The organism is Microbispora siamensis (genome assembly GCF_016863095.1).
Classification (GTDB): Bacteria; Actinomycetota; Actinomycetes; order Streptosporangiales; family Streptosporangiaceae; genus Microbispora; species Microbispora siamensis.
Genome location: NZ_BOOF01000005.1, coordinates 348,916 through 369,987, shown reverse-complemented (window position 1 = coordinate 369,987; position 21,072 = coordinate 348,916). Strand labels below are relative to the sequence as shown.

At 72.0% G+C, this 21,072-nt stretch carries 25 protein-coding genes; 12 read left to right on the top strand and 13 right to left on the bottom strand.

Features of this window, described 5'->3' with window-relative positions; translation table 11 throughout:
* Positions 1–62: 62 nt before the first annotated feature.
* Complete coding sequence (locus Msi02_RS08140; RefSeq protein WP_204047757.1) at positions 63–1,439, top strand: FAD-binding oxidoreductase; 1,377 nt, start codon at positions 63–65, stop codon at positions 1,437–1,439.
* A gap of 10 nt (positions 1,440–1,449) precedes the next feature.
* On the top strand, positions 1,450–2,193 hold the full coding sequence (locus tag Msi02_RS08135) for a DUF429 domain-containing protein (protein ID WP_204047756.1): 744 nt from the start codon (positions 1,450–1,452) through the stop codon (positions 2,191–2,193).
* Positions 2,194–2,271: 78 nt separating this feature from the next.
* Here Msi02_RS08135 and Msi02_RS08130 read toward each other — a convergent pair whose 3' ends face one another.
* The 3 genes from Msi02_RS08130 to Msi02_RS08120 are packed head-to-tail and all read right to left on the bottom strand — an operon-like array spanning position 2,272 to position 4,137.
* Positions 2,272–2,727 (bottom strand): SRPBCC family protein, encoded by a 456-nt coding sequence (locus Msi02_RS08130; protein WP_143737010.1) that lies wholly within the window; start codon positions 2,725–2,727, stop codon positions 2,272–2,274.
* Between the two features lie 47 nt (positions 2,728–2,774).
* Complete coding sequence (locus Msi02_RS08125) at positions 2,775–3,530, bottom strand: SRPBCC family protein (RefSeq protein ID WP_204047755.1); 756 nt, start codon at positions 3,528–3,530, stop codon at positions 2,775–2,777.
* Between the two features lie 4 nt (positions 3,531–3,534).
* Entirely contained in the window at positions 3,535–4,137 is a 603-nt protein-coding gene (locus Msi02_RS08120) for an ArsR/SmtB family transcription factor (RefSeq protein ID WP_204047754.1), read from the bottom strand.
* 131 nt (positions 4,138–4,268) lie between these two features.
* On the opposite strand from Msi02_RS08120, the gene Msi02_RS08115 reads away from it, so the two are divergent.
* Positions 4,269–4,784 (top strand): Pycsar system effector family protein, encoded by a 516-nt coding sequence (locus tag Msi02_RS08115; protein WP_204047753.1) that lies wholly within the window; start codon positions 4,269–4,271, stop codon positions 4,782–4,784.
* Here the strand turns inward: Msi02_RS08115 and Msi02_RS08110 are convergent.
* The 4 genes from Msi02_RS08110 to Msi02_RS08095 form a co-directional block, all read right to left on the bottom strand.
* Positions 4,775–5,545: a hypothetical protein gene (locus tag Msi02_RS08110; RefSeq protein WP_204047752.1), complete on the bottom strand. Its 771-nt coding sequence runs from the start codon at positions 5,543–5,545 to the stop codon at positions 4,775–4,777. The genes Msi02_RS08115 and Msi02_RS08110 overlap by 10 nt on opposite strands.
* A gap of 5 nt (positions 5,546–5,550) precedes the next feature.
* A complete protein-coding gene (locus Msi02_RS08105; protein ID WP_204047751.1) occupies positions 5,551–7,713 on the bottom strand; it encodes a hypothetical protein in 2,163 nt (720 codons plus the stop codon).
* The gene (locus Msi02_RS08100; RefSeq protein ID WP_204047750.1) at positions 7,713–8,525 is read right to left on the bottom strand and encodes a hypothetical protein; all 813 of its coding nucleotides are present in this window, start codon (positions 8,523–8,525) and stop codon (positions 7,713–7,715) included. The genes Msi02_RS08105 and Msi02_RS08100 overlap by 1 nt, the downstream gene beginning before the upstream one ends.
* A gap of 78 nt (positions 8,526–8,603) precedes the next feature.
* Entirely contained in the window at positions 8,604–9,314 is a 711-nt protein-coding gene (locus Msi02_RS08095; protein ID WP_204047749.1) for a Crp/Fnr family transcriptional regulator, read from the bottom strand.
* Between the two features lie 170 nt (positions 9,315–9,484).
* Between Msi02_RS08095 and Msi02_RS08090 the strand changes: the two genes are divergently transcribed.
* From Msi02_RS08090 to Msi02_RS08080, 3 genes are all read left to right on the top strand, one after another.
* Entirely contained in the window at positions 9,485–10,096 is a 612-nt protein-coding gene (locus Msi02_RS08090) for a hypothetical protein (RefSeq protein WP_204047748.1), read from the top strand.
* 22 nt (positions 10,097–10,118) lie between these two features.
* Entirely contained in the window at positions 10,119–10,403 is a 285-nt protein-coding gene (locus Msi02_RS08085; RefSeq protein ID WP_143737004.1) for a hypothetical protein, read from the top strand.
* Between the two features lie 157 nt (positions 10,404–10,560).
* The gene (locus tag Msi02_RS08080; protein WP_204047747.1) at positions 10,561–12,744 is read left to right on the top strand and encodes a S8 family serine peptidase; all 2,184 of its coding nucleotides are present in this window, start codon (positions 10,561–10,563) and stop codon (positions 12,742–12,744) included.
* 181 nt (positions 12,745–12,925) lie between these two features.
* On the opposite strand, the gene Msi02_RS08075 is transcribed toward Msi02_RS08080, so the two are convergent.
* Positions 12,926–13,195 (bottom strand): DUF1876 domain-containing protein, encoded by a 270-nt coding sequence (locus Msi02_RS08075; protein WP_079313609.1) that lies wholly within the window; start codon positions 13,193–13,195, stop codon positions 12,926–12,928.
* A gap of 164 nt (positions 13,196–13,359) precedes the next feature.
* Between Msi02_RS08075 and Msi02_RS08070 the strand changes: the two genes are divergently transcribed.
* Positions 13,360–14,220 carry a universal stress protein gene (locus Msi02_RS08070; RefSeq protein WP_204047746.1) on the top strand — a complete coding sequence of 287 codons (861 nt, stop codon included), beginning with the start codon at positions 13,360–13,362 and terminating at the stop codon, positions 14,218–14,220.
* Positions 14,221–14,330: 110 nt separating this feature from the next.
* On the opposite strand, the gene Msi02_RS08065 is transcribed toward Msi02_RS08070, so the two are convergent.
* On the bottom strand, positions 14,331–14,768 hold the full coding sequence (locus tag Msi02_RS08065; RefSeq protein ID WP_079313540.1) for an Hsp20/alpha crystallin family protein: 438 nt from the start codon (positions 14,766–14,768) through the stop codon (positions 14,331–14,333).
* Between the two features lie 108 nt (positions 14,769–14,876).
* Between Msi02_RS08065 and Msi02_RS08060 the strand changes: the two genes are divergently transcribed.
* Positions 14,877–15,560, top strand: coding sequence for a class I SAM-dependent methyltransferase (locus Msi02_RS08060; RefSeq protein WP_204047745.1), 684 nt, complete (start codon positions 14,877–14,879; stop codon positions 15,558–15,560).
* A gap of 31 nt (positions 15,561–15,591) precedes the next feature.
* Positions 15,592–15,990: a cupin domain-containing protein gene (locus Msi02_RS08055; RefSeq protein ID WP_204047744.1), complete on the top strand. Its 399-nt coding sequence runs from the start codon at positions 15,592–15,594 to the stop codon at positions 15,988–15,990.
* A gap of 45 nt (positions 15,991–16,035) precedes the next feature.
* On the opposite strand, the gene Msi02_RS08050 is transcribed toward Msi02_RS08055, so the two are convergent.
* Positions 16,036–16,758 (bottom strand): OmpA family protein, encoded by a 723-nt coding sequence (locus Msi02_RS08050; RefSeq protein ID WP_204047743.1) that lies wholly within the window; start codon positions 16,756–16,758, stop codon positions 16,036–16,038.
* A 67-nt stretch (positions 16,759–16,825) separates the two neighbouring features.
* On the opposite strand from Msi02_RS08050, the gene Msi02_RS08045 reads away from it, so the two are divergent.
* Positions 16,826–17,527, top strand: a complete 702-nt coding sequence (locus Msi02_RS08045) for an HAD family hydrolase (protein WP_079313536.1) — start codon at positions 16,826–16,828, stop codon at positions 17,525–17,527.
* 39 nt (positions 17,528–17,566) lie between these two features.
* Here Msi02_RS08045 and Msi02_RS08040 read toward each other — a convergent pair whose 3' ends face one another.
* Positions 17,567–18,109, bottom strand: coding sequence for a nucleoside/nucleotide kinase family protein (locus Msi02_RS08040; protein WP_204047742.1), 543 nt, complete (start codon positions 18,107–18,109; stop codon positions 17,567–17,569).
* A 40-nt stretch (positions 18,110–18,149) separates the two neighbouring features.
* Positions 18,150–18,719, bottom strand: coding sequence for a TetR/AcrR family transcriptional regulator (locus Msi02_RS08035; RefSeq protein ID WP_079313534.1), 570 nt, complete (start codon positions 18,717–18,719; stop codon positions 18,150–18,152).
* Positions 18,720–18,821: 102 nt separating this feature from the next.
* Between Msi02_RS08035 and Msi02_RS08030 the strand changes: the two genes are divergently transcribed.
* A complete protein-coding gene (locus tag Msi02_RS08030) occupies positions 18,822–19,748 on the top strand; it encodes an NmrA/HSCARG family protein (protein ID WP_204047741.1) in 927 nt (308 codons plus the stop codon).
* A 93-nt stretch (positions 19,749–19,841) separates the two neighbouring features.
* Here Msi02_RS08030 and Msi02_RS08025 read toward each other — a convergent pair whose 3' ends face one another.
* Complete coding sequence (locus Msi02_RS08025; protein ID WP_079313532.1) at positions 19,842–20,132, bottom strand: hypothetical protein; 291 nt, start codon at positions 20,130–20,132, stop codon at positions 19,842–19,844.
* A gap of 153 nt (positions 20,133–20,285) precedes the next feature.
* Here Msi02_RS08025 and ppgK point away from each other — a divergent pair, with 153 nt between their 5' ends.
* Positions 20,286–21,023, top strand: a complete 738-nt coding sequence (gene ppgK / locus Msi02_RS08020; RefSeq protein ID WP_204047740.1) for a polyphosphate--glucose phosphotransferase — start codon at positions 20,286–20,288, stop codon at positions 21,021–21,023.
* The last annotated feature ends 49 nt before the right edge of the window (positions 21,024–21,072 follow it).

Genomic DNA, 21,072 nt, shown 5'->3' with positions numbered 1-21,072 from the left:
AACACCAAGACCCGGCTGCGACAACTATCCGCGTCACAGACGACGACAGCAGAAGGACGGACATGCACAGCACCATCGAAGACGCGCTGCGGGGACAGGTCGCCGGCCGGGTCCTGGTTCCGGGACAGGACGGGTTCGAGGAGGAGGCCGCCGGGTTCAACCTCGCCGTGCGCCACCGGCCCGCCGTGATCGTCGCGGCGCGGGACGCCGGCGACGTGGCCGCGGCCGTACGGCTCGCCGCCGCGCACGGGCTGCCCGTGGCCGTGCAGTCGACCGGCCACGGCGCCGTGCAGGCGGCCGACGGCGCGGTCCTGATCAGCACCCGCGCGATGCGTGAGGTCGTGGTGGACCCCTCCGCCCGCACCGCCACGATCGCGGCCGGCTGCACGTGGGGTGAGGTCATCGCCGCCGCGGCGCCGTACGGCCTGGCTCCGCTGTGCGGCTCGGCGACCGGCGTCGGCGTGGTCGGCTTCACGCTCGGCGGCGGCATCGGCCCGATCGCGCGGACCTTCGGGTTCGCGGCCGACCACGTGCGGGAGCTCACCGTCGTCACCGGGGACGGCGTGGTCCGCACCGCCGACGCGGTCCGCGAGCCCGACCTGTTCTGGGCGCTGCGCGGCGGCAAGGCCGGCTTCGGCGTCGTCACCTCGATCACCGTGGACCTGCTGCCGCTCACCGGACTGTACGGCGGCGGCCTGTTCTACGCGGCCGAGGACGCCGGGCGGGTCCTGCACGCCTACCGGAGCTGGACCGGCACGCTGCCGGAGACCACCACCACCTCGGTCGCGCTGCTGCGCCTGCCCCCGCTGCCCGAGCTGCCGCCCCAGCTCAGCGGCAGGTTCGTCGTGCACCTGCGGGTCGCCCACGTGGGGGAGGGGCAGGAGGCCGAGGCACTGCTGGCGCCCATGCGGGCCGTGGCCGAGCCGGTGCTGGACACCGTGGGGCCCCTGCCGTACGCGGCGATCGACTCCATCCACCAGGACCCGACCCAGCCCATGCCCGTCGCGGAGCGGGGCGCGCTGCTGCGCGAGCTGACCGCGGAGACCGTGGAGGCGCTGCTCGCGGTCGCCGGTCCGGCCGCGCCGGTTCCGCTTGCCGTGGTCGAGCTGCGCCAGCTCGGCGGCGCGCTCGCCCGCCGCCCCAAGGAGCCGAACGCCGTGGGCGGGCGAGACGCCGCCTTCACGCTGCTGGCCATCGGCGCGCCGGTGCCCGAGCTGATGGACACGGCCGTCCCCGCCGCCGTACGGGCCGTGATCGAGGCCGCCGCGCCCTGGTCGACCGGCGGCGCGCAGATCAACTTCCAGGGCGGCGCCCTGGCCCCCGAGCAGATCTCCCGGGCCTGGCCGGAGGAGACGCTGCGGCGGCTGGCGAAGCTGCGCGAGGTCTACGACCCGGCGAACCTGTTCCGCTTCGGCCACGTCGTCCCCCGCCAGGGCTGAGCATGGCCGTATGACCCATGTTCGTGTGCTCGGCGTCGACGCCTGCAGGGCGGGCTGGATCGGGGTGGTCCCGCCCGCCGGCCCCGGGGACGGGGGTGCGGCCCGCGCCTACTTCGCGCCTCGCGTCGCGGACCTGGTCGCCCTGGCGGACGCGGACGGCGAGGTCGCCGTCGTGGCGGTGGACATGCCGATCGGCCTGCCCGACGGCCTCCCCGACGCTCACCCCGGCGGCCCTCCTGGCCGGGGCCGCCGCCGGGCCGACGTGCTGGCGCGCGCGGAGCTCGGCCCCCGGTGGCGGTCGGTGTTCATGACCCCGGCGCGCGCCGCGCTGGAGGCGGACGACTACGCCTCGGCCGTGGCCGTCAACCGCCGCCTGACCGGCGAGGGCGTGTCCCGCCAGGCGTTCGGGCTCAAGGAGAAGCTGCTGGAGGTCGAGCGCTGGGTGCGGGAGGCGGGCAGGCGGGTCGTCGAGATCCACCCCGAGCTGAGCTTCGCCCGGCTCGCCGGGGCGCCCCTGCCGCACCCGAAGACGACGTGGGCGGGGGCCGAGCGGCGGCGTGAACTGCTGGCGGCGGCCGGCGTCGTGCTCGCGGGCGACCTCGGCCGGGCCGGGGCGGCGGCGGGGGTGGACGACGTGCTCGACGCGGGCGCCGCCGCCTGGACGGCCCTGCGGGTGGCGTCCGGGGAGGCCCGGCCCCTGCCCGATCCTCCCGAGGTCTTCTCCGATGGCATCCCCTGTGCCATCTGGGCCTGACGGCCGCGCCATCCGAGCCCGCACGACCTGGCCGTACGCCGCGTCCCCCGGGGGGCGCCGCGTACGGCCGGGGAGACCTCAGGCGAGGTGCTCGGCGAGCCGGTCGAAGAACTGGAGCCAGCCCGCCTTCGCGGCCTCGGCGTGCGCCTCGTCGGTGTTGTAGCCCTCCTGGGTGAACCTCATCTCGGTACGGTTCCCGAGGTCGGTGAGCGTGAGGGTCGCGACCGAGGCCACGGCGCCCTCCTGGTTGTCCGGGTCGCCGGTGGTGAACACCAGCCGCTCGGGCGCCGCGATCTCCCGGTAGACCCCGCCGAGGGGGGCCTTCGCGCCCTCCGGCGACACGAGGCACGCGCTCCACTCCCCGCCGGGACGCAGGTCCATGGTGATCAGCGAGACCGGGGTGGTGAAGCCGTGCGGGCCGAACCACTGGCTGAAGCGCTCCGGCTCGGTCCACGCCTCGAAGACGGTCTCGCGGGGAGCGTCCAGGACGCGGGTGATGGTGTATTCGAGGTCGGGGGTGTTCGTCATCGTCATGCCCTTCGTGGTCAGGAGTTCGGACGCGATTCTCGTCGGAGGGAGGGTCAGGGGAAGAGCCGGGAGAGCCAGGACCGCCAGGCGGCCTCGACCTCCTCCTGGTCGGCGTCCTCGGCGAAGACGTGGTGTCCGAGGACCACCACGTTGCCCCGCTTCGGGCCGGAGTGGATGAACCGGTAGAGCGCGTCGGCGGTCCGCACGCCGAGGCAGGTCGGGAAGCCGGTGTAGTCGACCACCCCGTCCTCCGGCGCCAGCCCGTCCACCGTGAGCCGTACGGTGTCGCCAACGCGGACGGTGCCCGCAAGGCCCAGCGCGTCCTTGATCGCCGCCCAGGCCGGCTCGTTCTCGGCCGCCTGGGGGCGTACGGCGGACACGACGGTGGCCGGGCGTCCCCGGAAGTAGGTGAGGTACTGCGCGAGCTTGTGCAGGTACATGTCCCAGTCGGCGCGCATCGCCTCGAACTCGGTCTCCCAGTCGTCGCCGAGGAAGCCGTGCTGCACCAGGCGCAGGACCGTGCTGCCGTGGTCGCGTCCCTCGATGAGGTACTCCATCGCCATGAACGTGCCGTCGGGGTTGCCGTCGCCGCGGTACGCGAACCGCTTGCCGGGCTCGTACGCGGTCACGGTGGTGCCCTCGCTGCTGCCGAACATGGTGAACCGGCCGCGGCCGCCCTCGACGGGCTCGATCTCGGTGCGCCCCATGAACCAGGAGTCCACCCCCGGGCCGGTGGCGATCGCCTCCCAAACCTGCTCGGGGGTCGCGTCCAGCTCGATTTCCTTGTGCAGTTCGAACTCGTGGGGCACGTCTTCAGCGCTCCTCTGGGTCGGCCGTCCGGGGGACGGCGGGATGGACGGCGACGACCAGGCGGTGCTCGCGCCCGCCTTCGGCTGAATCGTCGTGATATTTGCTCACGAGCGCGGCCACGGCGGCCGACAACTCCTCGGCGAACGCGGCCCGGTCGGCGGCCGAGGCGAAGCGTACCCGGCCGTCGACGGCGAAGGTCGCGAGCTTCTTGCGTGCCTGCGACGCTCCGACGATCAGCGTGCCCACGTCGCGTACGAGCTGGGCGGCGAGCGCGAGCAGCCACCGCGCCGACAGCCGGTCGGGTGCGCGTGAGGGATCGGGCGCGACCGACGCCAGCGCGGCGGGAGAGATCACGAACGCCGCCGCTGTCGCCCGCATGACCCGCTCGTTGACGTTACCCTTGCGGCGCTCCTCGACCAGTTCCACGAGGCCGTGCCGCTCCAGGGTCTTGAGGTGGTAGTTCACCTTCTGCCTCGGCAGCCCAACCTTGGCCGCCAGCATGGTCGCCGAGTTGGGCTCCGTCAGCTCGGCGAGCAACCGCGCCCGCATCGGATCCAGGGAGGCCTCCGCCGCCGCCGGATCCTCGATCACCGCCACGTCTTCCATGCCTCAACTATGGCCTCCGAAAAACAAAATTGTCAAGGCAACGAGAGATGTCGGTGTTGAACCCGCACTGATGCGGTCCTCCACCCCCAGATCGGCGATTCACTGCAAGAAGGCGAATCAGGAGGGTTCGTATGGGCAGGCGCAGGGACGGAATGACTCCCGTCGAGGCGCTGACCGTGGCGCTCACCACGGTCGGCACCTTCCAGGGTTATGTGCAGCATGCCGACGCCAAGGTCGCCACGGTCACCACCGTGCACCTCGGGGCGGCGGCCGTCGCGGCCACGCAGATGGGGGCGCTGACCGGCCTGCGAGCGCCGGGAGCGCCCATTGCACCGGGCGTGGTCGCCGTTGTTCTGGTCACGCTCTACGTCGCGGGGTTCCTCGTCGCCGGCTATCACCTCGTGCAAGGCTTACGTCCTCGCCTGGGCGGGCCTGCCGGGCCTAACAGGTTCGGCCTGGCCGGTCCTGGAAGCGGATCGTCACGGGTGAGCATCGCGCAGCAGGAACGGGAGGCATGGCTCCTTGTGGGCACGCTGGCCGAACTGAGCCGCGAGAAGCACCGCAGGGTGGGACGAGCGCTGCCGTGGACGGCCCTCATGCTCGTCGCCACCCTGCTGTGGCTTGCCCTGGGAGCGCTCTACGGCTGACCGAACCCGCTCGGCAGCAGGGGGTCGCGGTCGAGGGGCGGAACCGCCAATCCCAGGGCGGTCATCGCGCTCCGCAAGGCGGTCTCGCTGCCGAGGAGCAACTCGAGGAGGTTGCCCCGCTGATGGAGGGTCACAAGCTTGTCGAGCTTCTGTATGAAGTGGGCAGCGGTGTCCTCGCTCTTGTCCAGCATCTCCGCGATGATCTCAGCCTTGGCCTGCGGATGTTCGGCCAAGCGCATGGCGTATCTGGTCAGCTCGCTCCTGCGGGCCCCGGTCAGGAAGCGTTCCCAGGCGGCGCGGATCTCTTCGGCCGTCTCTGCACGTCGCTTCGCCTCCGCGACCTCGCAGTCGATCTCGTAGAGGCGGCGTGCCCGTTCCCGCTGCAGCGCGCGCAACTCCTCGCAGGGCCGTACCTCCGCTTGTGCCGTCCACCGAAGGATCACCCGCCTGTCATGCGTCGGCAGTTCTCTGAGGAGATCGCCGAGCGCATCGTTCACCTCGCGTTCGGCGTTCTCCGAGTGATACGGCGAGTGTCGCCGTGCGATCGCCCGTGTCTCGGCGCGAACGCGTCCCTGGACGTGGTCGCGCTCGGTTGTGTCCGGACCTCCCTGCCATCGCCGGCCGGCGGCCGACCAGCACAGAGAGACCGTAACGTCGAACTCGAAGACATCGCCTCGCGCCGGAGCGGTGAATGAGAACTCGGTCACGTTCTCGGCGGTCTCGACGCCGCCGGCGGGCACGCTGTATCGGATGAGCCACATGACGCTCAACTCCCTTCGACGAGCGCGGCGAGTCGGGCCGCGACTTCGGTGTCGACTTTTCCGATCCGGCCCCAGAGCCGGAGATGGAACGACAGAGACATCCGCAGTTCCTCGGGTGGCCGCGTAAGGACCTCGGAGAGGACGCGCCGGACTCCGGCGTCCGCATCCCACCTGCCGATCCAGTTGCTCAGCAGGTCCCACGACTCGGGCGTGAGGGCTGCATCCGATCCACGAGTGACCCCGTAGAGGAGGATGTGCCGCCACAGTGCGACGAGATCGGCGGCCGCGCTGGGATCCGCCGCCAGGTCGATGACCCGGATCGCGTCGGGAGACGCAAGCAGCCGTACGAACGCGAGGGCGGCGGCTCGACGCGATCCTTTCGAATCGGGATCGGCCGACCATTCCAGGAGAGCGGCGATGATTCTCCGCGTGTTCTCCGGGACCTCGGCGTTCTCGGCTTCGTACAGGAACGTCCTGCCGGTCCCCAGCTGATGAATCTGGGAGACGGCGCGGGCGACGCTATCGCAAAGGACGTAACCCGACGTCTTCGCGATGCCTCCGAGGACGCCCAGGGCCTCCTCGACATGGCGCGCTCCGAGCCACGAGCCGTAGGTTCGGATCACCACGGATTGGGCTCTCCGGCCGTTGTGGGCCCAGCGGCGCAGGCAATCGAGAACCCTCGGCTGCACCTGCGGATCCCGCGCCGCGGAGGCGAGCGCCCAGGCGGCGAGTTCCCGTCGCTCAACCTTGTCGCTGTCCCGCCACTCCTCGAGGAAGCGGTTACGGACGGAGAGAAAGTCGTAGGTAGCCAGGAGTCCGATGGCCTCGGCCGCCTTCATCCGCGTGCCGAATTGTTCGTCCTCGGTCAGTTGGTGTAGCCAGGTCAGCAGCGGCTCGTGAATGGTGGGCTGTTCTTCCCAGACGACCCGCAGGATCGAACCTGCCATCGGGGGCTCGTCGAACTCGACCACCTGCCCGTCGCCGCCCCGGCCGGTCTCCTTGACCCTGATGCCCGTGTCCTCGATCCAGTCGGTGAGCCACTCCCACAGGTGGTGCCGGCGCGGCTGCTCGACGGTCGTCTGCCGAGCCAGTTCCTCCTCGATGAGAGTCGCCAGCCTCAGAGTCTGTGTGGCGACCACGGCCGCCGCGGATCCGCTGAGAACAGAACTGGCGATCAAAAAGCTGCGCGCCCTCCGGGGAGTGTCCTTGTTGAGTAGATTCCGCGCCCTGATGCGTCTCTGTTCGGGCAGCCCCTCCAGGATCTCGCCGACGGATCGGCCGTGCAGGAGCCCGGCTGCCACCTGCAGAGCCAGAGCGCGTGCCTCACGAGGGTGCCGATAGCTGGCCAGCTTCTCCCGGACCAGCTCGTCGGCGGCCGTCTTGTCGGCCTTCTCCCGTGGATGGGCCTCGCCGCCCTCGTACAGCTCGTGGACCAGCCAGTTGGCGAACACGTTGTCCAGAGGAGGGGGCTCGTGCCTTACCGCCCAGTCGTGCTCGGGGAACTCGGGGCCGGCCAGGACGACGATCCGGGCCCCGGCCCGTTCGGCGACTCTGCACAGGTGTCCGAGCATCTGGTCGGCGTGGCCGATCCAGGTCGCGTCGTCGCCTGCCATGAGGAGGTACCCCGTCCCGTTGTGCAGGTCGGCGGTAACGAGGCGCAATGGGTCCCCGCTGAGATGCAGCCAGGCGAGACGCTCGTCATCGCCGGTCCAGCGCGCGAGGGCGGCCAGGGCGGCAGTCGGCTGCCCGGTGCGCGGCTCTCCGCACAGCAATAGCACATGCTCGTCGCGAAGACGACGGAGCAGCGTGTCGTAGGACTCGGTCGGCGCATGGCAACGACGTACGATGCCGACAGTGCGGGCGGGAACGCCGACGGTGTAGACGGCCTTGTCCTCTTGCGACAGGCCGAAGATGTACTGATCCCGTCCTGGCGCGTTGACCGTGCCGCCATCAGTCGCCCGGTGGGAGGCTCCCGCGATGTCGTCGCCACCGATGACGGTGTCGGCGTAGAGAGCGTCCAGGTTCTGCGCGGAGATCCGGCTTCGCTTCCTCTGCTCGCTGAGCTCCTCGCGCAGGTCGCGCTGAGCGTTCTGTTCCGCGCCGGCGTCCGGTCCGCGCTCCTTGTCACCACGGGCCGGTTCGATGGCAGGGGTCTCCTGCTCCACCATCAGTGCCCCTCGCGCCAGCGACCTATGACCTGGTCCCGGCCGGGAGCGTTGACAACGCCGTGACCGTCAGCCCGATGCGAGGGACCGCCGATCTGGTCGCCGTAGACGATCGTGGAGGCACGCCGCCCTTCTCCGTCGCGATCGAGGTTCGCCGCAGCGCGGCCCTTATCGGGTGTGGCCGGCTCCTCCGGGTCGAAGAGGTCGAGGGCGCCGAGCTCGCCGATATCGTGACCGGGTACGTGCAGGTAAGCGATGCAGGAGTGCTCCTTGACCCGCACCTGGACGGGCCGGTAGGCATGCGGCTCACCCAGTCCCTGGCTGATGTAGTCGTCGTACACGCGGTCGGAGACGATGAGGGCCAGGTCCGCAGCAGGGCAGGTGTCGAGTGCCCGCCGCACTGGGGCGGAGTCGAGGAGCCGGGCCTGCTGTACGGCGTGGCGGCCGGCCACCCCGTTGGGGGCGCCCAAATGGACGGGACCGAAGTGGACGGCCATGCGCAGGCGCATGCGGGTCCAGAACCGGCCGGCGCGGCGCCGGTTGTACAGGCCGAGTTGCCCGTCCAACTCGCGGACGAAGCCGCCGACCAGCACACCGAGATGCGCGTGGGGCGGGAGCCAGGAGAACTCGCCGTCCCCCTGGGGCTGACGCTCGGTCCACGTCGACCTGTCGAGACCGGCCTCGGCCGCGGCGGCGTCGAGCACCCGGACGAGGGCTTCCTGTAGGTGGAGTTGCTGCTGGTCGTTGCGCCCACTGTACTTCTCGATGTCCACTGCGATCATTGCGTGCGAGGTGGGCATGGGAGGGTGAGTCATCGTGCCTCCTGGCTGGCCTTTGTCGGCCGGACCACGATGACTCCGGCGGGCTCTCCAGAGCCCGCATTGATGCGGCTTTCAGCCGGATGATTGGAGCCGCAGGTCGGCGAAGTCGGTCAGGCCACCGAGGTCCCTGATGACCACGCCCCGGTGCCGTTGCAGCACGAGACCGCGAGCGGACAGGTCGTGCATCGCCTTCTGCACCGTGCGTTCCTTGATTCCGATGAGCTCGCCCAGTTCGGCCTGGGTGATCGGCACTCCGATGTCGAGGCCCTCGCGGTGGGGCCGCCCGTGTCGTACGGCGAGATCGACGAGGATCCGGGCCAGGCAGACGTCGGCCTCGTATCCCGCGAAGTCGAGGCGCCGGCGGTTCGCGAACCGCAAACGGTCGATCGCGACCTGGCTGAGGACGGCGGCGACTTCGGGAGCTCGGGCGAGATGAGCCGTGAAGACGGGACCCTTCAGCACGCAGACGAGAGATCGCTTGCAGGTGGTCACCGTGGCCGTTCGGGGGTGGTCCGTCAGTGCGGCCATCTCGCCGACGACGTCGCCGTCCGCCCGGATCGACAGGAGCGTCCTGGAGCCGTTCTCCGCGAGTGCCGTGACCTTCACCAACGCGTCGACCAGCAGGTAGACCGCATGACCGGGGTCGCCCTCCCGGATCAGGACGTGCCGGTTCGGATACGTCAACAGGGAGCCGAGCCGGAGGAGTTCCTCACGCGCTCGGGCCGGAAGCAGGCCGAGGAACGATCCACGTAACCAGGTGCGCCGCTCAACGCTCTGTGTCATGCCTTCACCTCCAAGCCGGAGTATGACCGGCGCGGTTCCTTGCGTCATCGAGCCCGAGTGCCAAGTCGGCCTTATCCACTCATTACGCCTATAACGTTGTGCGACTGATCTGTCACGCGATGTAATCACATCGGCGATGGGCCGGACCTACTGGCTCCGAAGGAGTGAATATGACGTTCACAGCTATGAACCCCACGACCATGGCGACCACGCTGGGGTACGGCGCTCAGCACCAGATCTCGCCCCTGCAGCAGCTCGGTCAGCAGATCCCGGGGCTGCAGCAGCAGCTGTCGCCGCTGGCGATGATCCAGCAGGAGGAGCACATCCTCCCGCAGGAGCACCTGGTGAGCCCGGTGACCTTCTGGACCAAGGTCGCGCGGTACAGCGTGCGTTACGGCGCTCCCGCGGCCCGCCAGATGCTGGAGGGCGTGCTCTACCAGCACCAGGTCCGCGAGCAGATCCAGCAGCAGGTTCAGCAGCAGGTGCTTCCGCCGCAGGTTCTGCAGGCCCTGCAGGCCATCCAGGCCCAGGCCCAGCAGATCCCGCAGGTTTACGGCCAGCCGTACGCCACCCAGGCGTACGCGCAGCACCCCGGCCAGCAGGCCCTCCAGTTCGGCGCCCCCTCGATCCACGGGGTGTACGGGCAGCAGGTCCCGCTGACCATGCAGCCGCTGTCGCAGGTCTACGGCCAGGCCTACGGCCAGGTCTACGGCCAGCCGTACGGCCAACTGCACCAGCAGGCCGCTCAGCAGGTCCCGGTGCCGGCCGGTGCCGCACTCTGATCGGAGGAACACCGTGGAGTCGATGGGTCCCGGGATGGGTCCGGTGACGCCCCCGGCCGTGGGAGCCGCGACGGGGCATCCGGCGCCGGTCGCGCCGCTGCAGGCGCACTGCGCCATGACGCTCCAGCGGCTGTACGGCTGGCTGCAGGCGTCACTCCCGCAGGCGCCCCAGGTCGCGGGGATCATCCCGCTGCTGGTGCAGGCGGTACAGCTGTACCGGGCCGGGCGGTACGACGCGTGCCTGGCGCAGATCCAGTTCGCGCTCGGCGCCGTCACCCCCGGACGGCCCACGGTTCCACTGCTGTGACGTGATCACCTCGGTGGCCCGGACCGGCCGGCGGCCGGTCCGGGCCCCCGCCGTCCCGAGACCGGCGAAATGTGATGACAGAGCCTGAACTGCCCGCCGCGCCGTACGAGGCGCGGCCGGCCACGCCAGCCTGAGCTGGGGAGAGTCGGAGACGTTTGTGACCAGTAACGACAAGCCCAAGGACGGAAGCGAGGAGCCGCGCCCGGCGTCCCCGCGGGGGCGGCAGGCGTCCCGCCAGGCGCCGCAGCCGGTGGAGTCCCGGCCGCGGCGCTACATGGTGGCCGCGCTGCCCCAGCCGCATCCGGCGGCGCCGGGAGCAGCCGTGCCGGCTCTCGACGGCGACACGGTGCGCAGGCTGCTGGAGGACGACCCCGAGGTGCGCGTGCTGCGCCGCCTGCGGGGGACGGCGGGGAACCCGGGGGCTCAGGCACCCGGGTTCCCCGCTGTGGTCGTGGCGGAGATGACCGCCGAGCACGTCGAGGCGCTGCGACGGCAGTATCCGCAGCTCTACTTCGAGCGCGACCGGCTGCTCACCTACAGCGACGTGCCCCAGCCGCCGCGCAGGCGGCGGCCCGCCCCGGCGGTGGTCCCGCCGGGCGTGGAGAGCACGTTCGCCTTCCTGGTCAGGGACGCGGACGGCACGCCGCTGCCCGGCGCGAGCGTCCTGGTGACCGGACACGGCTGGCCCGCCCAGACGTCCACCGGGGCCGACGGCCGCGCGGTGGTCACGATGGTGGGGGAGACGCCCGAGTCGATCACCGGGGTGACGGTCCGGCCGCGCTCCGGCTACTGGAGCGTCCACATCGACCGCCCCGCCCTGTCCACGACCCGCGACAACCTGATCGAGCCGATGCGCCTGTCGGAGACCTTCAGCGGTTTCCCCGGCAAGCAGGTCTTCGGCTGGGGCCAGCAGGCGATGAACCTCGACCGCCTGCCGCCCACGCTGCGCGGCGCGGGCGTCAGGATCGCCATCATCGACTCCGGGGCCGACGTACGGCACCCCGACCTGCGTGACCGCGTCCGCGCCGGCGTCGACCTCGTCGGCGGCGAGCCGGACGGCTGGTCCGTCGACGCCGCCTACCACGGCTCGCACTGCGCGGCGGTCGTCTCGGGCGCCGACGACGGCGGCGGCGTCGTCGGCTTCGCGGTCGAGGCCGAGGTGCACGCCTGCAAGATCTTCCCGGGCGGGCGGTTCAGCGACCTCATCGAGGCGCTGGACTACTGCATCGAGCAGCGGATCGACGTGGTCAACCTGAGCCTGGCGAGCAGGCACCACTCCCCGCTCGTGGCCGCGAAGATCGAGCAGGCGCGCGAGGCGGGGGTGGCGTGCGTGGTGGCCGCAGGCAACGACGGGGGACCGGTGGGCTTCCCCGGCATCCTGCCCGGCGTGCTGACCGTCGCGGCCGTCGGCAAGGCCGACGCGTTCCCGCCCGGCACCGCCCACGAGGCCGAGATCCGCGGGCCGATGACGGGCGACGGTTACTTCTCGCCGCGTTTCACCTGTCACGGTCCGGAGATCGACGTGTGCGCGCCGGGCGTGGCCGTGCTGTCGGCCGTGCCCCCGGACGGGTACGCCGCACTGGACGGCACCTCCATGGCCGCGCCGCACGTCGCCGGCCTCGCGGCCCTGGTGCTCGCCCACCACGGCGACTTCCGTGGCCCCTACAGCGGGCGGGACGCGCGGCGGGTCGATCACCTCTTCCACATCATCAGGTCGAGTTGCGTCCCGCTGAACCTCGGTGACCTCCACCGCACCGGCGCGGGGATGCCGAACGCGCTGCGCGCTCTCGCACCGGCCCTCGCGCAGATCACGCCGGAGCCGGTCGAGGCGGACACACTGCTCGGGGAGCTCACCGCCGAGATGACCGGCGCGGGACTGCTCGTGTCGGCGGCCTGGGGGCCGGGCGGCGACTGCGGGCATGCGGGCGGACAGGCGGGCCCCGGGGCACAGTCCGGAATGCCGCCGCAGGCGGCGTACGGTGCGAGCACGACGGCCAACGGGCCGGTGCCCGGCGGTCTCGTCACCGGCGGACGGCGCGGGCGCGCCACCGGGAGCGGCGGTGTCCCGGCGGCCGACCAGGGCGGGGCGCCCGGCGGCGCGGGGACACGGGGCAAGCGCGGGGGAACGGCCGCCGCCCGGCCGTACGGCACCGGCCCCGGCGCGGGCCGGGCACCCGGAGGCCCGGCCGGTGACGTCCCGCCGGGTCCCCGTACGGCGAACGGCACACCGGCGGGCGGGACCGGCCCGGCCGGAGGCGAGCAGGCGGCCATGGCCTGGCTGACGGAGGAGATGCGGGCCGCGGGGCTCCTCGGCGAGGGCCCGGCCGACCCGGTGGAATGAGGACCCGGTCGAATGAGGCCCGGTGGAATGAGGACCCGGTGGAATGAGGCTGGGAGCGCGGACTCCCGGGGGCTCGGGCGGAGCCCCCGGGCGCCGGCTCCGCTACCGGGCCCGTCCCCGGCGCTCCGGCCTCCGGCACGCACAGGCCGCCGCCGGCATCGCCGGAGTGCGGGTCACGGTCTCAGTACGACTCGTAGGCGGGGCCGGCGAGCTGGGCCACGTCCTCCGCGCCGTCCCCGATGAGCTTCGCCCCCAGGTCGGCGAGGGCTCTTCCGGCCGCCAGTTCGTCGCCGATGTCGGGCACGGGCCGGTCGGCCGGGTTGCGGCGGGCTCGGCCGACGCTCTCGTGGCGTCGTCCCGTGGGCGTGTAGAGCACGGCGGTCGCGGTGGTGACGTCGTCGTTGTCGTCCTCGTTCACGAAGATCTCGACGGTCCAGCGCTTCGATTCCATGTCGGACCACCTCCAGGACTCCAGCATCCCTCTCGGCCGCACGGCCCCGGCACCGGCCCCGGGCCGAGGACCTACGACCCTGGAGGGCCGCGGCCTCCGGTGGTCACATGGAGGAGGTTCGGGAAGGCCCCGGTGAGCAAGACGCAGATCAGGAAGGAGCGTCCATGTCCGGCCCGATCATCGTCGGCACCGACGGTTCGCCCGCCGCGACGGCCGCCGTGCGGTGGGCCGCGGACGACGCGGCCCGCCGCGGCTGCCCGTTGCGCTTCGTCTCCGTCGTCGACCACTGGGCGTACGGCATCCCGAAGTTCCCCGTCGCGGGCGGCGACCCGCTCACCGCGCATGCAGAGCGGGCGCTGTCCGCCGCGGAGGCCGTGGCGCGCGAGCGGCAGCCGGACGTGAGGATCAGTACGGAGATCATCGAGGGCATCCCCTCCCGCGTGCTGCGGGACAAGGCCAAGGAGGCCGTCGAGATCGTGCTCGGCAGCAGGGGACTCGGCGGCTTCGCCGGCGTCGTCATCGGGTCGGTCAGCGCCCACGTCGCCGGTCACGCCCCCTGCCCGGTCGTCGTCGTACGGCCCGGCTGGAGCGGCGAGAGGGGGGAGATCGCGGTGGGCGTGGACGACTCGCCCGAATGCGAGCCCGCCCTGGAGTACGCCTTCGAGCAGGCCAGGGCGCACGGCGACGCGCTGCGGGCCGTGCACGCCTGGCACCTGCCCGCCCATCCGCTCGCGCCCGAGATCACCTACGACGTGGAGGAGGTGCGCGAGGCCCGTCAGCGCGTCACGCGGGAGAAGCTGGCGGACCCGCGGAGGCGGTATCCCGAGGTGCCGGTGCGCGAGGAGATCGCCTACGGACACCCGGTCGACGCGCTCGTCCAGGCGTCACGCGGGGCCGGCCTGCTCGTGGTCGGCTCCCACGGCAGAGGCGTGGTGGGCTCGGCGATGCTCGGCTCGGTCAGCCGGGGAGTGCTGCACAACGCCGAGTGCCCGGTCGCCGTCGTACGGTCCCCGTCGGCGCCCTGACTGAGTCAGTCGGCCGAGCGACAGCCGTCGGACGAGGGAGGACGCCGAGCGGGCCGCCGACGCGGCTCGGGCCCGTCCGCGCGGCGCGGACGGGCCCGGCGTGGGCCGCTTCAGCTCTGCTGCTGCCCGGCTCCCGGCTTCTCGATCGGGATTCGCCTGCGCTCCTCCCGCTCCTCGGCGAGCCGCACGCTCACCTCGAGGATCCCCTTGTCGTAGGTGGCCTTCACGTCGTTCTCGTCCACGTTCGGCGGCAGCACGACCGACCGGGTGAAGGCTCCGTACCGGAACTCGGTGCGGTGCGCCTGCCGCTCCTCGTGGCGCCGCTCCGCGTGGATGGTCAGCACGCCGTTCGACACGCTGATCTCCACGTCCTTGTCCGGGTCGATTCCGGGCAGTTCGGCGCGCAGCACGTACCGGTCGTCCTTCACGTAGTCCTCAAGCCGCATCTGCTGCCCGGCCATCGGCCGGAGCGCGGCCATCGGCGCCTCCAGCAGGTCGAACAGGTCGGGAACGAGACCTCTGGACTCCCGTCGCATCGGAACGCCCATGCCTGTCACCTCCGTCCGGCAGAACTCATCATGGAAGAAATACCCGGCAGAAATCGGACAAATCGCCATCGCTCGGCCACTGCCGGGCCCGTGACGCAGAATGTGATCATGCCGCCAGAACGGATCTATCACGGCACCGGCCCCGGCCCGATCACTCCGGACGGGTGCGCGGTCGACTACTACGCGACGCTCACGCCCAACGGCGAACCCGAGATCGTCCACGCCGCGATACCGGAGGGCGCGGCGATCCTCGAGCTCGGCGCCGGGGTGGGCCGGATCACCCACGCCCTCCTCGCGCTCGGCCACGAGGTGGTCGCGGTGGACGAGTCGCCCGAGATGCTCGCCCACATTCACGGAGCGGAGACGGTTCTGTCCCGCATCCAGGACCTGTCCCTGCCGAGGGTGTTCGACGTGGTCCTGCTGATGTCGTACGTGATCGACACCGCCGACGACGACCTGTGCCGGGCGTTCCTGCGGACCTGCCGCCGCCACGTCGCCCCGGGCGGGTGCGTGATCCTGCAGCGTCAGCCGCCCGAGTGGTACGACACGGTGGGGCCGTCGGAGACGCGCCGCGACGGACGGGTGATCCGGATGACGGACGTGAGCAGGCCGGAGCCGGATCTGCTCGCCGCGACGATGGAGTACGTCCTGGGGGACCGGCGATGGACCCACACGTTCGTCAGCAGGCGCCGCACGGACGACCGGTTCGAGGAACTGCTGCGCGAGGCCGGGCTCACGATGGAGGGCTTCCTCGGCGGCGACCGGGGATGGGTGCGGGCGGCGCCGGCCTGACGTGGCCGGCCCATGGCGAAGGGAGTGGACGATGAGGTTCGTACGCGAAGGCGAGATCAAGGCCACCCGGCCGGGACCGGACAGGTTCACCGACGGCGTGTGGGAGGCGGAGGCGCTGAAGGCGGTGGAGCCGGACGGCCTGCGCGCCCAGCGCTTCTCCTACGACCCGCGGGCCCGCTCCGGCTGGCACACCCACGACGGGGAGCAGGCGCTGTACGTGCTGTCGGGGCGCGGGGTGGTGACGTGCTGGGGCGAGACCAGGGGCACGCTCATCGGGCCGGGCGACTGGGTCCACGTGCAGCCGGGCGAGAAGCACTGGCACGGCGCCGTCGACGACGACACGCTGGTGCACATCGCCGTCACGGCGAGCGGCAGGACGCACTGGCACGGGCCGGTGACCGACGAGGAGTACCAGGCGGGACTGGGCTGAGCGACGCCCGGACGCCCGGGGCCCGTCGGTCACCGGCGGCCGGCGCTATCGGACGGGCACCCGCAGTTCCCGGAAGCCGGCGATCCCGACGTTCAGCGTGGCGGAGTCCTCGGGAAGCGCGAACAGGCCCCAGAACTCCCTCACTTGGCCCGGCCTGAACTTCTCCGTGCTCGAGCGCACTCCGGACAAGCCGCTGCAAGCGCAGTAGGAGTCGATGCCGCCGCCGTCGGCCGGCACCTGGAAGCGGCCGGGCAGGTATCGGCGCCCGGCCTTGACGTCGGTCAGCGTGACATTCGTGGCGGCCTGATATCTGAACGACATCCAGTCCCGCGCGTGATGCAGTTCGTTGAACCAGGCCTCGCCGTCACCCTCGTTGGCGATGCGGTACGTGAGCAGGCCGAGGCCGCCCGGCAGCCCCCGCAGGCCGGTCACCTCCATGGAGATCGGCTGACCGTCCGCCTTTCCGGTGCTCTTCGGCCCGTTCCTCTCCGAGGCGATCGAGGCCGAGGGGGTGGCCGCCTGCTCGGTCTCGACGCGCTGCGGCCTGGCGAACGTCACCGTGACCCGCCGATTGCGCCGTCTCCCCTCTTCGGAGTCGTTGCTGTAGAGCGGGCGGCGCGAACCGTACCCTCTGGCTTCGAAACCGACGTCCGGCCGGGAGACGAGTGCGGACAGCGCCCTCTGCACGGTCCGGGCGCGGGAGGTGGAAAGCGGCTCGTTGATGACGTCGGTGCCGGAGGAGTCCGCGTGCCCCTCCACCTTCACCATGTGCCCGGCCGAGGAGAAAGACGGCCGGACGTGTTTCGGCGGGCGCCGGCCGGTGAGAACGGCCAGGATGAACGCACGATTCGACTATCCGGAGCCGCCCGACCCGGCCTTCCTCTTCGATCTCGACGGCACTTTGATCGACAGCGTCTACCAGCACGTCATCGCCTGGCGCGCCGCCCTCCGCGGGGTCGGCATCGACCTGTCGGTGTGGCGCATCCACCGCAGGATCGGCATGAGCGGCGGCCTGCTCGTCAACGCGCTGCTGCGGGAGACCGGCGTCTCCCTGAGCGACGAGCAGATCGAGGACCTGCAGCAGGCGCACGCCGAGGCGTATCTGGAGCAGATCGACTCGGTGCGCCCGCTGCCGGGCGCGACCGAGCTGCTGAAGCGGCTGTCCGACAACGACATCCGCTGGGCGATCGCGACCAGCAGCCGGGCCGACACCGCCCGGCACGCGCTGGACATGCTCGGACTGCCGCCCGGCGTGCCGCTCGTCCACCGCGACCAGGTGCGCCGGGCCAAACCCGACCCGGACCTGTTCCTCGCGGGCGCGGCGCTGCTGGACGTCGAGCCGAGGTTCACCATGGTCGTCGGCGACAGCGTCTGGGACCTGCTGGCTGCGCGGCGCGCGGGCGCCCTGGGCGTCGGGCTGCTGTCCGGCGGTTACGGCAGGGACGAGCTGGAGCGCACCGGCGCCTTCCGCGTGTACGCCGACCCCGCCGACCTGCTGACGCGGCTCGACGAGGTCGGCGTGCGGATCCGCTCCTGACGGCTCAGCCTGGACAAGGTCTGGGCGGCACGACGCGGCTCAGCCGGTGACGATGACGAGGTCGGCCCGGGAGCGCACGTCGTGGCGGGCGTAGTATCGCTGCTCCTGCTCGGCCCAGCGCCGCCAGTGGGGCGCGTACAGCTCACCGTCGCGGGCGAGCGCCCGCGCCCTGCGGACCTCCTCGCCGGCCTCCAGCCACACCAGCCCGCTGAGGTACGGCCCCGCCTCGCGGGCGCCGCAGCCCACGCCCTCGATCACGACGGCGTCCGCCCCGGGCACCTCGTGCCATTCGGCGTACCGGCCCCGCGTCCAGTCGTAGCGCCGCCAGCGTGCCCGGCCCCCGCGGCCCAGGGGACGCAGCACCCATTCCAGCAGCGCGTCCACCCCTGCCTGCAGGCCGTCCCAGCCGTCGTACAGGTCGTCCATGCGGACGACCGGCGCGGTGAGCGCCGCGGCCACGGCGGCGGCCAGTGTCGACTTGCCCGCGCCCGAGCGTCCCTCGACGGCCAGCACGCGGGTGCCGGCCGCGCGGGCGGGCCGCGTACGCAGCCAGCGTGCGACGGCGGCGGCATCGGGGGTCACGCGGGCCGAGCCTAACGGAGCACCGGCGCGCCGGGCCCTGTCACCCCTGGTGGGGGCTGACTCCCGCTATGGACAGGCCGAGCAGCCGCTGTGCGTCGGCGGCGGGGTCCGGGTGGTGTTCCGTGGCCAGGGCGATGCCGGTGATCAGGGCGAGCAGGTCGCCGATGGTCACGCCCGGCGCCAGCGCGCCGTCGTCCGCGGCGCGGCGCACCAGCGGGCCGCCCGCCTCGGTGAGCTGCGCCGAGCAGCAGTGCTCGTGCGCCACGTCCGGGTCGTCCGCCCGGTCCCGGGTCAGCGCGGTGGCCAGCCCCCGGATGGTCGCGGCGTCCGCGAGGACGGCGCTCAGCCATTCCAGCAGCGCGGCCCGGGTGTCGGCCCTGCCGGTCAGGTCGCGGGCGTGGGCGCACAGGGTCTCGACCCGTTCGCGGAAGACCGCCTCAAGCAGCGCGTGGCGGCTGGGAAAGTGCCGGCGCAGGGTGGCGGATCCGACTCCCGCGGTGCGGGCGATCTGCTCCATGGACGCGTCGGGGCCGTCCACGGCGATCGCCTCCTTGGCCACGGCGAGCAGGCGCGCGTAGTTGCGCCGGGCGTCCGCGCGCTGGAGGGGCATGGCGTCACCTCATGTTGCTAAGTGGCGGGGTCCGCCGTATCTTACCGAAGCATAAACGGCGGGGCCCGCCGTTTTGTCGACGCACACCACAGGAGGGGCCTCATGCCCACCGATTCCGCACCCGTCCTGGTCTCCGGCGCCACCGGACGGCAGGGCGGCGCCACCGCCCGCGCCCTGCTCGCGAACGGCGTTCCCGTACGGGCGCTGGTCCGTGACCCCGCGACCGAGCGAGCGAGGGCGGTCGAAGCGCTCGGCGCCGAACTGGTCGTCGGCGACCTCGACGACCGCGACTCGCTGATCAGGGCCGCGCGAGGGGCCCGGGCCGTCTTCTCGGTGCAGATGCCCCAGCCGAAGGGAGACGCCCTCGACTTCGAAGGCGAGCTGGCCCAGGCCGTCAACCTGATCGAAGGCGCGCTGGCCGCGGGCGTGCCGCAGTTCGTGCACACGTCCGTCTCCGGCGCGGGTCAGCACACCGAGGCCCCCGGCTGGGCCGAAGGCCGCTGGGCGTCGCTGGAGCCCTACTACGCCGCCAAGGCCGGCATCCAGGACCGGGTGCGTGAGGCGGGCTTCACGCACTGGACGATCATCAAGCCGGGCTTCTTCATGGACAATTTCCTTCCATCCCTGGCGTACCTGTTGCCCCGTGGTGTCGAGGGGGGCATCGTGACCGTGCTGAAGCCCGGCACCCGGCTCTCCCTCGTCGCGGTCGACGACATCGGCGCGGCGGCCGCCGCGGCCATCGCCGCGCCGGAGCGGTTCCACGGGGTCGAGCTGGAACTGGCCAGTGACCACCTGACGATGAGGGAGATCGCCGGGGTCCTCTCCCGGGCGCTGGGCACCGAGCTGACCGCGCCCGACATGACCATGGAGGAGGCGGTCGCCGCGGGAATGCCGGGAGCGGGCATCACTTCACACGAGTTCATCGACACGATCGGTCAGCCCGCCCGCCCCGAGTACGCGCGGGCCCTCGGCATCCCGCTCACGACCTTCGAGGAATGGGCGCACGGACACATGCGGGCCGCGGCCTGACACTTCCCGGGAACGGCCGGGAGCGTGCACGGAGCGGCCCGGAGGGACCGGCGGGGTCCCTCCGGGCCGCTCGTGGAAGCCCTTGCCCGTCCGCTACACGCCGGCGCGGGTGGGGCGGCGGATGTCGCTGCTCTGCTCCTGCCACTCGGGGGTCTCCCGCCCCTTCTCCTCGGCCATCTCCTCCATGCGCAGGGCGATCCCTATCGCGAAGAAGGTCGGCGCCCACTCGCCGACGAACAACGCCCAGCGGTCGGCGCGTTCGATGCCGGCCGCCTCGTACTTGTTCGAGATGACCCACGAGGCGATCGACATTCCGATCGACCCCAAAGCGGCGCCGTACATCACGTTGGAGCGCAGTCCCATTTTGTGGAGTGTGCTGATCATGCGTGTCCCCCTTGCGGTGATTTGCCCCGATTCGGGGCGTACCCGGCCTGTCCTCCTGTAACCCGGCCGGTCCCACGACGTCGTGCGATACTCGCGACCGCGCATGAGGCGGGGGCGGCTGGGTAGCCGTCCAGCCGGACCAGGAGGGAAGTCATGGAAGTTCTGGGCATCGACATCGGCGGTTCCGGGATCAAGGGCGCCACGGTGGACACGGCCGCCGGCGTGCTCACCCGCGAGCGCCTGCGCATCCCGACGCCGCGGCCCGCCGCGCCGGGGGCCGTCGCCCAGGCCGTACGCGAGATCGCGGAGCACTTCTCCTGGACCGGCCCGATGGGCGTCACCTTCCCCGGAGTGGTCCTCGACGGGGTCGTCAGGACGGCGGCCAACGTGGACAAGTCGTGGATCGGAGTGAAGGGCGCCGACCTGTTCGGCGAGCAGGCGGTCGTGCTGAACGACGCGGACGCGGCCGGCGTCGCCGAGATGACCTTCGGCGCGGGCCGGGACCGGCACGGGGTCGTGCTCATGCTGACCTTCGGCACCGGCATCGGCAGCGCGCTCTTCGTGGACGGCGCGCTGGTGCCCAACACCGAGTTCGGCCACATCGAGATCCGCGGCAAGGAGGCCGAGCACCGCGCGTCCGACCGGGTGCGCGAGGAGGAGGACCTGAGCTGGGACAAGTGGGCCCGGCGCGTGGAGGAGTACCTCAGGCACATGCGCGACCTGCTGTCGCCCACCCTGATCGTCGTCGGCGGGGGCGTGAGCAAGAAGGCCGACAGGTTCCTGCCGTACGTCGACCTCGGGGACACCCCGGTGGTGCCCGCCGTGCTGCGGAACGAGGCCGGGATCATCGGCGCGGCGATGGCGGCCGCGGGGGCCGCGCGCATCCCCTGAGCGATAGATCTCCCTTATTCCTACCTGGACACCGGGTAATATCGCTGTC